Below are 13554 nucleotides of genomic sequence, written 5' to 3'. Positions count from 1 at the left end.
ATCGCCGAGTGCGCGCTTTTAAGCACGATCCCAAAAAATCCAAACGCCAACCGCTTAGATAAAAAATCAAATATCAACGCGCTAAAAAACCGCGTCGCAAAGCTGCTTTATAAAGCCGGCGTGATAGATCAAAGCGCATTTCAAAGGGCGCAAAGAGAGCCGTTTAAAAACAAACGCTACGACGCCGTTTATAAGGCCAGGCACTACGCCGCGCAAGCTCTAAAAAACGGCGTTACGCACTCAAATTTGGATCTAAATTTGCAAATTTTACTAGAAAACGCGCTAAAAAATACGGCAACCTCGCTAAAATCAAAAGACGCCTACAACGCCGCCGGGCTAATAATCGACAACAAAAATATGAGCATAGCGGCATACGTGGGCTCGCACGACTGGCACGCTCCGCAGGGGCAAAACGACGGCGTAACGATGAGTAGAAACGTGGGCTCGACGCTAAAGCCGTTTATATTTTCGCTAGGACTCGACGAGGGTTTCATCACGCCAAAAAGCCAGATGATAGATACAGAAATTTTCCTCGGAGAGTACGCGCCCAAAAACTACGACAGCAGGTTTTTTGGTATCATCTCGGCGACCGAGGCGCTAGCGCTTAGCCTAAATATCCCAGCCGTTAGCCTAAACAACAAACTGGGCGAAAACTCTCTTTACGAGCTGCTTTCTAGAGTGCATTTGGTGAGTTATTCAAAGGAATTTTACGCAGACAGTATCGCGCTTGGAAGCGCAGAGATGAGTTTGCTAAATTTAGCCCACCTCTACACGATCTACGCAAACGGCGGCGAGCTAAAACCGCTTGAAGTCGCAGGCAAGACGCTACCGGGTTACGGAAGGTTAATCAGCTCGCAAAGTGCGTATCTAACCTCAAAAATGCTCTCCTCAGCCTCCCGAAGCTATCTAGGCGTCGCGTGGCAATACGCAAAAGACACGCCTCAAATCGCCTTTAAAACCGGCACCAGCTACGGCTCGCGCGATATCTATACGATCGGCGTAAATAACGACTACACGGTTGCGGTTTGGTTTGGTAACTTTAGCGGCAAAAAGACGCAAAATTTAAGCGGATTTAGCGACGCTTCGCGCACGGTTTTTGACGTCTTTAAACTACTAGCTCAAAAGCAAAAACTCTCTTTTATGAGCGCGCCAGGCGGCATAGAGAGCAAAAAAACCTGCCTTGATGCGTTTAAATTTAAAGAGTGTAGAGATGAAGAGGATGACTGGCAAATAGACGGCGTAACGCTAAAAGATATCTGCGAGAGTATCAGAGGCGACGAAGTAGGATTTTTACTAAAAAACGGCGCAATTACTCAAGAAGATATCAAAGAAAGTCCTTGTTACTATAAATTTAAAAGCTATAAACCTCTCGTTGCAACGCCGTCAAATAATCAAATTCTGCTAAGCGATGAAAATTTAACTAAAGTTATGCTAAAATGTTACGCATATATCGGCGATGAAATATATCTCAAGATCGACGAAAACGAGTGGGAAAAAGTAAACAACGCGAGCGAAAATACATTAAATTTAACGCAAGGCAAACACAAGCTCGGATGTCTGGACGAAAATTCGAATTTAAGCGAAATCAATATCGAAATAAGGAGGTTTTAATGCGTTTAAAGTTAGTCGGCTTAAGCCTAAGCTGCCTTTTGGCATCACATTTAAGCGCCTTTACGCTTGACGGTTCAAGCAGGGCATTAGACGACGGTTCGGTGAGTCTTGGCGTAAAATATGCCCAAAGCGAGCAATCGCTCATAGGCAAAGTCACGCACAAAAAGATAATCGAGTGCGCGCCCGAGATAACGGGAGCCTTTGAGTACGGCTCAAACCAGATTTTGTTTTACCCTAAAAAGCCTCTAGCAAAAGGCGTAAGCTACTCGTGCAAAAAAGGCGAGAGCAAGGCCAAATTTTACGGCGGGGACTTCGTACTATCAAATATGATCGAATACTCCGGAGATACATTTTTGGCGGTATTTAACGACAATGTTAGCGAGGATGAGTTTGCCGCAAATTTTAAAATTTACGACAAGCAAAATTTAGCTAAGCAAAATATCAAATATAAAATCGTAGCCAAAACGCCTAGAAGCTTTCAGATAAAGCTACTTGAAAGCGGCGACAATTTGGTATTTGCGGTCTCCAAAAATCTCAAAAACGCTTCGGGCGTAAATTTAGCCGACAACTTTGAAGTCGTGCAAAAAGTAGCCGGCCCGGATGAAAATTTCGTCGATAAGCCAAAAGCCAAGACTATGTTTTTAAACGAGGTCGAGGGCGTTAGCTTAGATAACGGCAAACTAGCGGCTAGACTCTATCTTAAAGATTGGATAGATTCTGACAATATTAAAAAATTTATCAAGGTCGATGGCGTAAATAGCTTTGAAGTGAGCGATATGGAGTACACCAGCCATCAGGATGCCGACGGCGAGTATTACTACTACTATATAGACATTACCAGCAACGACTTCAAACCGCAGACAACATACAAAGTCACTTTCTACAAAGGCTTTGGCGACGACTACTCGATGCTTCGAGAAAACTCCTCATTTAACGTCGCGTTCGGCGATCTAAAACCGTTTTTGGAGTTTACCGATAGCGGCACGTATATGTCTAGCCTTGGCGAGATCGGCGTAAAAAGCGTAAATACAAACACCGCTAAAGTCGTCGTCGAGAAGCTAAAAGAGCAAAATTTAAGATACTTTTTAAATTTTACCGAGACTCCTTTAGATAACTACGCAGAGGAAGTGGCTAGCAAAAACTATGAGATCGGCGGCGCTCAAAACGAGATGCAAAAAAGCAAGATCAAGCTTGACTTTGCCGAGGGCGGCGACGGAGTTTATCTAGTCACGATCTACTACGACAAAGACAAAAGCGTCCAAAAACCGGTCTATCTAACCGATATCGGCCTAAGCATGAAGGTTTCAAAAGACGAGGTATTTTTATTTGCCAACCGCTTGAGTAAAAACGAAGTGGTCGCAAACGCGGACGTCAAAATCTACTCCGTCAAAAACAATCTCATCGCAAGCGGCATCACAAACGACGAAGGCGTGTTTAAATTTAACAAAAAAGACATCGGCAAAGACGTCTCAAGCGCAGTTTTAACGCTAGGCAAGGAGCAAAGCTTCATCGCTCTATCGCAAAATAAACGCCTAAACGAGGAGTCGAATTTAGACGCCAAAGACAGAAGCGAAATTTATAACGCATATTTGCATTTTGCTAGCAACATCATCCGCCCGCAGGAGAACATAAAAGGCGAGATCATCATCAAAAACGCGCTGTTTAAGAGCCTCTCAAACATGCCCGTTAAGCTAAAAATCAGAGATCCGCAAAACAAAGTAATCCTAGATAAAAGCATAAACACGACCGAGCTTGGCGTGATAAATTTTGACGAGCCGGTAAAGTCGGGACTAACGGGAACCTTTAAATTTGAAGTGATCTTTGCAAATAAAATCATCGATAGCTACGACTTCTCGGTCGAGTCATTCACTCCGCAACGCATCAAAAACGAGGTCAAGCTAGATAAGCAAATTTACGCTCTAGATGATCTAATAGACATAAAACTGCAAAGCAACTACCTTTTCGGCGGCGCGGCAGCTAATTTAGAGGGCGACGTGGCGTTAAATTTATATCAGCAAGATTACAAAAACGATAAATTTAAAGAGTATAAATTTAGCAACGGCGAATACGCGGCAAACGGTCTAGATCAGTTTACTAAGCCCGTAACTCTAGACGGCGAGGGTAAAGGCGCGACTGCGTTTAAGCTACAAAACAAAGGCAAAATCGCAAGCATTTTAAAAGGCACCGCGGTATTTACCATTAACGACGACGGCAAAAACGTGAGCGCTAGCAGCGACTTTAGCGTCTATCCTTTTGACGTGATGGTCGGCGTCAGAGCAAACGACACCTACATCGACGCAAACTCCAAGCTAACGCTAAATTTCGTCAGCGTCGATCCGCTCAAGGACGAGGAGCTAAAAGATAGACAAAAAGCCGTAGAGATCAAAAAAGCCATCTGGGACTACAACTACAACAAAGAAGGCTATCTAAAATGGAGCAAACGCTACGAGAAGGTCTTTAGCGATACTCTTAGCGGTAACGAATTCGTTTATGATTTCAATCAAAGCGGCGACTTCATAGTCGTGGTTTCCGATATCCTAAGCGGCCACTCGGCAAATTTAGATATCTACGTTAGCGGCTGGGACTACGGCGGCACGTTGCAACCGACAAAAGAGCTAGCAAAAGCCAAAATCAAGCTAAATCAAAAAGTCTATAAAAAGGGCGATTCGCTAAATGTAGACGTTAGCTCCGTGCTAAAAAGCGGCATCGGCATCATCACGGTCGAGTCGGAAAACGTCAAAAAGTATAAAGTCGTAAATATAGAAAATAACGTCGCAAACGCCAAATTTGACCTTGATTTCGACTTTGAGGGGCTTTACGTCACGGCATCTATCATGCGCGTAGCCGATAACGACACTATGCCGTTTAGAACCTACGACAAAGTTTATGTAAAAGCGGACAAATCATACCGAGCGACGAACGTCAGCATCGAAGCGCCCAAAGTCGTGAAGTCAAACTCCAAATTTAAAGCTAGCGTAAAAACCGAGCCAAATGCCGAGGTTACGCTATTTGCGGTCGATGAAGGCGTGCTTCAGATAACAAATCAAAAGCTAAAAAGCCCTCTTGATTTCTTTGACAAAATTTTAAACGACGGCGTGCTTGATTATGATATCTACTCAAATTTGAGCGGATTTAAAAAAGACGGTAAAGTACTAAGCTTCGGCGGCGACGCGGCGGCTGCTCTCATGGAGATGAGAATGGCGAAATTTGCCAGCCCAGTCGATAAGAAAAACGTCAAAACATACATCAAAATGCAAACCGCAAAAGCGGGCGCGGACGGCGTAGCGAACTTTGACGTAGAGGTACCGAGCGACTTTAACTCCGAGATAAATTTGGCAGCACTTAGCGTCATCGGCGACAAGCTTGGCTTTAGCGTAAACGCCGTCAAGGTAAAAGACGACATCATCCTAAAACCGACGCAAACGGCGTATTTGATCCAAGGCGACCAGGTAAACTACACACTAAGAGTGATCAATACCACTAAAGAGCCAAAAACCGTTGCTCTAAGCATAGATACGAACCTAAACGCACAGCTAGCAGTTGACAGCATCGAGCTAAAACCTAACGAAAACGCGAAATTAAATTTCGTCATCGATGCTAACGCTACGGGCAAATCCTATATAAATTTCACCGCAAACGACGGTAAAAACGGCTATACATACTCGCAAAAGCTTGACGTCATCCACGCCTATCCGCTTAGCACCTATGCTAAAAATTTCCAGGCTACCGTGGAGAAAACATTTAAGCTTGACGAGGAGTTTAAACGCATCAGGATCGACGCTTCAAGCTCTATCAAAGGCGTACTAAGCGCAAATAGCGACAAACTCGTCAACTACCCTTACGGATGCTCCGAGCAACGCTCAAGTAAGCTTTTTGAGCTAAATTTCCTAGTGCTCGGCGGAGACGATTCCAAGGAGGCTAAGGCAAAAGAAGCCGACAGAAGAAGATTTGTCGAAGCGGGTATGCAAGACGTCGTCAAGATGCAAAAAACAGACGGCAGTATCGGCTATTGGAATCAGCTAGGCTACACGAACAACTTCGCCTCGATCTACGCTATCGATATGCTATTTACGCTTGAAAAATCAGGCTTTGCGCTCGATAGTTACGTAAAAAACAAAGCGATCGACTGGCTAAAGGCGTTTGGCAGCAACGATAACTTCCAATCTCTTTACGCAGCCTACGTCCTAAGCACGCAAAAGAAGCTCGATAGATCAAAGCTAAACGCTCTATACGATCAAAAAAGATACCAAGGTAGCGCGCTTGAAGGCTACTTGATGGCGGCGATCCTCAAAAACGAGGGACTAAATAAAGAGAGCGAAAAAGTGCTAAAAGAGCTAAATAAATCAGCCTATAACCGCGAAAAAGAGCTGGCCGATAACTTTGGCTCAGAGATCAGAAACAAGGCCTTTATGCTACTTTTACACGCTAATCACTTTGAGAAAAACGCATTTAGCGACGAGCTAGCAGACTACCTAATCGCTCGCGTAGATAAGCTACATTCGACGCAGGAGCGCGCATTTACGCTAAGAGCGCTAAGAGCTTATATCAAAGACGTCTCAAGCGAGAACAAATTTAAGCTTATCGCCGACGGACACGATCTAAATTTCGACGGTCGCGGAGCTATCAACATCGCTCCTAAAAAGCCTGAGATTACTATCGTGCCTGAAAACGGCGCAGCCGTCTATCTAGGCGTTAGTGCGTCAGGCTATAAAAAGCTAGACGTAAATCACAAATTTGACAAGAAAGGGCTTGATATCTATAGAACCTTCGTCGGCAAAGACGGCAAAGAGATCGATATCAACGCGCTTAAGGTAAACGATATCATCTATTCAAAGCTATCGCTAAAAACAAATGAGTTTATCAGAAACGGCGTGATAAATGAAACGATCAGTCCTTGCCTTGAGGTAGTAAACGAAAATATCGTACCAAACGTAAGAACTGAAGCTACGAAAAACTCTTTAACTCTCGAGCATCAAAACATCGAGGACGACAGAGTTTTGAGCTTTTATAGTTTGAATGCCAGCAAGGATGCGCACGTGCTTTATACGCCTCTTCGAGTTGTTATGAGCGGCAAGTGCATGCTACCTGCGGTCATCACGGAAAACATGTACGACGAGAGCATGAGCGACTACGATCTAGCTCAGCACGAATTTATCGTCAAATGATCCTTTGCGAAGCGGTTTTTTAGCCGCTTCGCTTTCTTTGCCTATTCTTAAAAACAACCTATTTTAAACATACTATTAGCAAATTTGTAGTAAAATCCGACATTTTTTAAACAATTATTAAGGATAAAATATGGCGGAATTTTACGACGCAAAAGAAGTAGAAGATAAATTTTATAAAATTTGGGAAGAACGCGGATATTTCGAGATAGACGCGAACAAAAACATCCGCAAAGACGGCCGTAAATTTTGCATCATGATGCCGCCTCCAAACGTAACTGGTTCGCTTCATATCGGGCACGCGCTAACCTTCACATTGCAAGACATAATGACGCGCTACAAAAGGATGGACGGCTACAAAACACTATGGCAGCCAGGCCTTGATCACGCTGGCATCGCCACGCAAAACGTCGTTGAAAAGCAGCTCCTAGCCCAGGGTATCAAAAAAGAAGAGCTCGGACGCGAAAAATTTGTAGAAAAAGTCTGGGAGTGGAAAGAAAAAAGCGGCGGTATGATCGTGCATCAGATGCGAAAACTAGGTATCTCGCCGGCATGGTCGCGTCAAAGATTTACGATGGATGAGGGACTAAGGATAGCGGTCAAAAAGGCATTCGTAAATCTCTACGAAAAAGGGCTCATCGTACGTGAAAACTACATGATAAACTGGTGTACGCACGACGGCGCGCTTTCCGATATCGAGGTCGAGCACAAGGAAAACAAAGGCAAGCTTTATCATTTGAGATACTACCTTGCGGGAGAACAAGATAAATTTATCGTTGTGGCGACTACGCGTCCGGAGACTTATTTTGGCGATACAGCGGTAATGGTAAATCCCGCAGACGAGCGCTATAAAAATTTGATCGGCAAAAAAGTCGTGTTGCCGATAATCGGTCGCGAGATCGAAATCATCGCCGACGAGCACGTCGATATGGAGTTTGGAACGGGTCTAGTAAAAGTCACTCCCGCGCACGACACCAACGACTACGAGGTCGGCAAAAGGCACGATCTAAAATTTATCACCGTTTTTGACGAAAAAGGCATTCTAAACGAGCAGTGCGCGCAGTTTAAAGGGCTTGAGCGACTAGAGGCCAGAGACGCTATCGTCGCAGAACTAGAAAAGCTAGGAAACGTCGAGAAAATCGAAGACTACGAAAACCAAGTCGGCTACTGCTACCGCTGCAAAAACGTCGTCGAGCCATACATCTCAAAGCAGTGGTTCGTCAAAAAACAGATCGCAGACGACGCGATCGCAAAGGTCGGCGAAGGATTAGCCAAATTTTACCCGGCCCACTGGATAAACAGCTTTAACGCCTGGATGCGCGAGCTTCGCGACTGGTGTATCTCACGCCAGCTGTGGTGGGGGCATCAAATCCCGGTATTTTACTGTGATGAGTGCGGGCACGAGTGGGCGGATGAAGGCGAGCCGACGCAGTGTCCAAAATGCAAAAGCGCAAATTTCCATCAAGACCCGGATGTCCTTGATACCTGGTTTAGCTCGGGGCTTTGGCCGTTTAGCACACTTGGCTGGGGTAACGGCGAGGAGCTAAAAAACGAGAAATGGTTTGACGGCGATTTGGCCGAATTTTACCCAAACAACCTGCTAATCACCGGCTTTGATATTTTATTTTTCTGGGTAGCTAGGATGATGTTTCAGGGCGAAAATGCGCTAGGCAAGCTACCGTTTGACGATATCTATCTGCACGCTTTAGTTAAAGACGAGCAAGGCAGAAAAATGAGCAAGAGCCTAGGCAACGTCATCGACCCGCTCATTAGTATCGAGGAGTATAGCGCCGACGTCTTGCGCTTTACGCTTGCGCTACTTGCCGTGCAGGGGCGTGACATCAAGCTAAGCGACGAAAAGATGAAGCTCGTGCGAAATTTCACGAACAAGCTTTACAACGCAAGCAAATATCTACTGCTAAACGAGTCTAAATTTGCAAATTTAAGCGACGTCAAAATCAAAACTAAGCTTGGTAAATACATGCTAAGCCGCTTTAACGAGTGCGTGCGCGAAGTTCGAGAAAACATCGATGCCTACCGCTTTAACGACGCGGCAAACGCGATTTATAAATTTTTATGGGACGAGTTTTGCGACTGGGGCATCGAGCTTAGCAAAGCCGATAAAGGCAGCGTAAAGGAGCTTGGAGCGATATTTAAAGAGGCGATGAGACTACTAAGTCCCTTTATGCCGTTTATCTCAGAATACCTTTTTCACGAGCTTAGCGGCTCAAATTTAGGAAACGCAAGCTCGATCATGATAGAGGAGTATCCGCAGGCTAACGAGCGCGACTTGCAGATAGAAAAGACCTTTGAGCTAGTGATCGAAGCCATCGTCGCGATCCGCCGCGCAAAGGCAACCATCGAGCAAGGCAACTCAAAAATCCCAAAAGCTTTCATCAAGTTAAACGGAAACGAAAATTTGACCGAGGCGACAAACTATATCGCGCTGCTAGCCAAATGCGAACAGATCGAGTTTTGCGACGCTAAAATCGAAAACGCCGCGCGCGACGTGAGCGAAAATTTAGAAGTCTTCGTGCCGCTTGAAGGCGTGGATATGAGTGCTGTGATCATGCGACTGCGGTCGCAAAAAACCAAGCTAGAAAAAGAGATAGCAAAGCTCTCAAGTGTGCTAAATAACGAGAAATTCGTAGCCTCCGCCCCGCAAGCCGTGGTTGAAGCCAACCGCGAAGGACTGCAAAGCGCGCAGGAGAAATTCGCCAAAGTATGCGACGAACTAAAGGTATTTGGCGAGTAGTCCGCTAGTTTGAGCCAGAATTTTAAATTAAGGAGAAAAAATGAAAGGTAGCATTGGTGGATTTACTTTAGGCACGGTCATAGCCGTCGCGCTATCATGGGGAGCTAATAAGAGCATATTATGGGCGATAATTCACGGATTTTTAAGTTGGATATACGTGATTTATTATTTGCTGATGAAGTGAAACTTTGTCGCTAGTTAAATTTAAAGGATAAAAATGAGTCAAAAGATAAAAATAGCAGTTTTGGGATATGGAAATTTGGGTCGCGGCGTAGAGCTTGCCGCACAAAATAGCAAGGATTTGGAATTAACAGCAGTTTTTAGCCGCAGAAATCCAAGCGAGGTAAAAACATACGGTGCGCCGGTGTTTAGCATGGACGAAATTTTATCGCACAAGGGCAAATTTGACGTTTTGGTGCTTTGCGGCGGTAGCGCAACGGATCTTCCGACGCAAACGCCCGAGTTTGCGCAGAGCTTTAATGTCGTCGATAGCTTCGATACGCACGCGAAAATCCCAGAGCACTTCGCCGCAGTAGACGCCGCCGCTAAAAAAGGCGGAAACGTAGGCATCATCGCCGTGGGCTGGGATCCGGGTCTGTTTTCGCTAAACAGACTATTTGGCGAGAGCGTGCTAGAAAACGGCAGCAGTTATACGTTTTGGGGTAAAGGCGTGAGCCAAGGTCACTCAGACGCCATCCGCAGGATCAAGGGCGTCGTGGACGCACGCCAATACACCGTGCCGATAGAAAGCGCCTTGGAGCGAGTTCGCGCGGGCGAAAATCCAAAGCTTTCAACGCGCGAAAAGCACCTGCGCGAGTGCTACGTAGTGGTGCAGGACGGCGTAGATAAAGCGCGCATCGAGCGTGAGATAAAAACGATGCCAAACTACTTCGCCGACTACGACACGAGCGTGCATTTTATCGATCTTGCAACGCTTAAAAAGGAGCACGGCGGCATCCCTCACGGAGGATTCGTTTTGCGAAGCGGGGTGACGGGCGAGCGCGGCGAAAATAAACATTTGATCGAGTTTTCGCTAAAGCTTGATTCAAATCCCGAATTTACCGCAAGCGTGCTCGTAGCCTACGCCCGCGCGGCGTACCGCCTAGTAAAAAAGGGCGAAAGCGGTGCGTTTAGCGTATTTGACATCGCCCCTGCGCTTCTTTCGCCAAAGAGCGCCGATGAGCTAAGGCGCGAAATTTTATAAATTTATGCGGTTTTAAAAACAAGGAAAATTAGTGATAAAAATAGAAAATTTAAAGAAATTTTACGGGGCGACGCAGATCATAGATGGCGTCAGCCTAAACGTAGAAAAAGGCGAAATTTTTGCTATCGTGGGCCACAGCGGTGCGGGTAAATCCACCCTGCTTCGCTGCATAAACGGCCTAGAGGACTATCAAGGCGGTAGCCTTAAGGTGTTTGACAAAGAAATCTCGGCGCTAAAAGATAAAGAGCTAAGAGAGCTTAGGCGAGACGTGGGGATGATATTTCAGCACTTTGCGCTGATGGCGAGGAAAACGGCGTTTGAAAACGTCGCGACTCCGCTTAAATTTTGGGGCTACTCAGACGGCGAAATCAAAAAAAGAGTGAGCGAGCTACTAGAGCTCGTGGGCCTTGCAAACAAAGCCGCAAGCTACCCGGGCGAGCTAAGCGGCGGACAAAAACAGCGCGTCGCTATCGCCCGCGCTCTTGCGCTAAGCCCAAAAATTTTACTATCCGACGAGGCTACATCTGCGCTTGATCCAAATACGACGAATTCTATACTCGAGCTTTTAAAACAGATCAATCAAACGCTAAACATCAGCGTCGTTTTGGTCACGCACGAGATGGAGGTCGTAAAAAGCATCGCGCGCCGCGCAGTGCTGCTAGAAAGCGGCAAAATAATCGGCAGCGGCACGATCGAGGAGCTATTTTTAAAACCAGACGAAAAGATGAAGGAATTCCTCGGCGAGGATGAAATTTTGCCGAGCGAGGGCGTAAATATCAGGCTCTTTTTCCCAAAAGAAGTCGCACAAAATAGCGTCATCACGCACATGGCGCGCACGCTAAACATCGACTTTAACATCGTCTGGGGCAAGCTTGAAAAGCTAAACGAAAACGTGCTAGGCTCACTCGTCATCAACGTCGACCCTAAAGACGAAGCGCGCGTGACCGAGTATATCAAGCAAAGCGGCGTACTGTGGGAGGTGGCGTGATGTTTGACATAGATTTTTCTAAATTTCCCGACGTTTTCGAGCGCATTTTACTCCCGGCTATCGGCGAGACACTTTATATGAGCGTGGTTTCTACGCTTTTAGCGTTTTTGATAGGTCTAGTGCCGGCTATCTTGCTCGTTCTTTCCGCGCAGGACGGTCTGAAGCCAAATAAACCACTATTTATCGCGCTTGATATCACGGTAAATACGCTAAGAAGCTTTCCATTTATCATCCTTATCATCGTGCTTTTCCCGCTCACGCGTCTGATCGTAGGCACCAGTATCGGCACTACCGCGGCTATCGTTCCGCTTACTATCGGTGCAGCGCCGTTTATCGCTAGGCTCATAGAGAGCGCGCTAAAAGAGGTAGATAAAGGCATCATCGAGGCTGCTAGAAGCTTTGGTAGCTCAAATTTTCAGATCATTTTTAAGGTGATGTTCGTTGAGGCGCTGCCCGGCATCGTGGCTTCTATCACGCTTACGCTTATCGTTATCATCGGCTTTTCGGCGATGGCGGGCGCGGTCGGCGGCGGCGGACTGGGATCTGTTGCGATAAAATACGGCTATCAGAGATTTCGCCCCGATATCATGCTTTATACCGTCGTGATTTTAATCATAATGGTTCAAATTTTCCAATCATTAGGAAATTTTATTTATAAGATCACAAAGAAATGATTTTTTACGTCTGATTTTATTTTCTTTTAAACTTTTTTTGCATAAAATCCCGAAATTAATTTTACAGAGAAAGGATAGAAAATGAAATCAGATATGTGCGAAATGCGTCGCTTCACTCAACTTAAGTCGTCGAAAGACTAACGCTAAGCGCAAAATTTCTTTTTAAGCGCTTAGTCTTGCTAAGCATTTAAAAAGAAATTTAAGCCTCCGCTCATATCCTTTTTTAAATGCTAGCCAAATTTTAAAAAGGATATAAAATGAAAAATCTACTCAAATACTCTCTAGTCGCTCTAAGCCTAACAGTCGCAGCAAATGCCGCCGAGAAAATCGTCGTAGGCGCTACACCCGTTCCGCATGCTGAAATTTTAGAAGTAGTAAAACCAATCCTAGCAAAAGACGGCTTTACTCTTGAGATCAAAGAATTTAACGACTACTCTACTCCAAATTTAGCCACAGAAGACGGCGATCTAGACGCTAACTACTTCCAGCCCTGCCGTATCTTGAGGAATTTAACAAAAACAAAGGCACTCATCTAGTTAAAACCGTAGGCGTTCACCTCGAGCCTATGGGCGTTTATTCTAAAAAGATAAAAGATATCAAAGAGCTAAAAGACGGCAGCACCGTAGCCATACCAAACGATCCGACAAACGAGAGCCGCGCGCTTGACGTGCTAGCTAGCGCAGGTCTTATCAAGCTAAACGACAACCCACTAAAAACTCCGCTTGATATCACGGAAAACCCGAAAAAGCTAAAATTTGAAGAGATCGAGACCGCTCAAGTACCTCGCACGCTTGATGACGTTACTATCGCAGTTATCAACACGAACTACGCTCTAAACGCCAACCTAAACCCAACCAAAGACGCGCTCGTGCTTGAGAGCAAAGATAGCCCGTACACCAACTACGTCGTAGTCAAAGTCGGCAACGAAAATAGCCCGAAAATCAAAGCTCTAGACAAAGCCGTCACGAGCCCTGAGGTAAAGAAATTTATCGAGGAAAAATATAAAGGCGCGATAATCCCGACGTTTTAATCAAATTTAGCCCAGCCTGCTCAAATTTAGCGGCGCGGGCAAATTTAACGAAACGACGAATCCAAATTTAGTTTAGAGACCGCTCTTAAAATAAAACGGCGTAAAAGCTTTTACCTTTTTAGCGCCGTTT

General features: G+C 45.5%; 7 protein-coding genes and 1 pseudogene. All 8 read left to right on the top strand.

Annotation, left to right across the window (positions count from 1 at the left end):
- Positions 1-1611 (top strand): penicillin-binding transpeptidase domain-containing protein (locus H740_RS06595; protein ID WP_002952607.1); only part of this gene is annotated, 1611 nt, incomplete at its 5' end.
- Positions 1611-6776: an alpha-2-macroglobulin family protein gene (locus H740_RS06590; protein WP_002952604.1), complete on the top strand. Its 5166-nt coding sequence runs from the start codon at positions 1611-1613 to the stop codon at positions 6774-6776. The genes H740_RS06595 and H740_RS06590, both read left to right, overlap by 1 nt.
- A 130-nt stretch (positions 6777-6906) precedes the next feature.
- On the top strand, positions 6907-9528 hold the full coding sequence (locus H740_RS06585) for a valine--tRNA ligase (protein WP_002952602.1): 2622 nt from the start codon (positions 6907-6909) through the stop codon (positions 9526-9528).
- A gap of 40 nt (positions 9529-9568) precedes the next feature.
- Positions 9569-9712 carry a hypothetical protein gene (locus H740_RS11950; RefSeq protein WP_002952601.1) on the top strand — a complete coding sequence of 48 codons (144 nt, stop codon included), beginning with the start codon at positions 9569-9571 and terminating at the stop codon, positions 9710-9712.
- Positions 9713-9745: 33 nt separating this feature from the next.
- The gene (locus H740_RS06580) at positions 9746-10732 is read left to right on the top strand and encodes a diaminopimelate dehydrogenase (RefSeq protein ID WP_002952600.1); all 987 of its coding nucleotides are present in this window, start codon (positions 9746-9748) and stop codon (positions 10730-10732) included.
- 31 nt (positions 10733-10763) lie between these two features.
- Positions 10764-11720 (top strand): methionine ABC transporter ATP-binding protein, encoded by a 957-nt coding sequence (locus H740_RS06575; protein WP_002952599.1) that lies wholly within the window; start codon positions 10764-10766, stop codon positions 11718-11720.
- Positions 11720-12394: a methionine ABC transporter permease gene (locus tag H740_RS06570; protein WP_002952598.1), complete on the top strand. Its 675-nt coding sequence runs from the start codon at positions 11720-11722 to the stop codon at positions 12392-12394. Before H740_RS06575 ends, H740_RS06570 begins: the two co-directional genes overlap by 1 nt.
- Before the next feature lie 257 nt (positions 12395-12651).
- Positions 12652-13424 (top strand): annotated as a pseudogene (locus H740_RS06565) (MetQ/NlpA family ABC transporter substrate-binding protein).
- Positions 13425-13554 lie beyond the last annotated feature (130 nt).

Origin of the sequence: Campylobacter showae CC57C, from assembly GCF_000344295.2 — a bacterium.
Lineage (GTDB): Bacteria > Campylobacterota > Campylobacteria > Campylobacterales > Campylobacteraceae > Campylobacter_A > Campylobacter_A showae_B.
This window is presented reverse-complemented; position numbering and strand designations above follow the sequence as displayed.

What these genes read in the sequence shown, in the direction of transcription:
- H740_RS06590 (WP_002952604.1), top strand. Translation starts at nt 1,611, where the DNA reads ATGCGTTTAAAGTTAGTCGGCTTAAGCCTAAGCTGCCTTTTGGCATCA.
- H740_RS06585 (WP_002952602.1), top strand. Translation starts at nt 6,907, where the DNA reads ATGGCGGAATTTTACGACGCAAAAGAAGTAGAAGATAAATTTTATAAA.
- H740_RS11950 (WP_002952601.1), top strand. Translation starts at nt 9,569, where the DNA reads ATGAAAGGTAGCATTGGTGGATTTACTTTAGGCACGGTCATAGCCGTC.
- H740_RS06580 (WP_002952600.1), top strand. Translation starts at nt 9,746, where the DNA reads ATGAGTCAAAAGATAAAAATAGCAGTTTTGGGATATGGAAATTTGGGT.
- H740_RS06570 (WP_002952598.1), top strand. Translation starts at nt 11,720, where the DNA reads ATGTTTGACATAGATTTTTCTAAATTTCCCGACGTTTTCGAGCGCATT.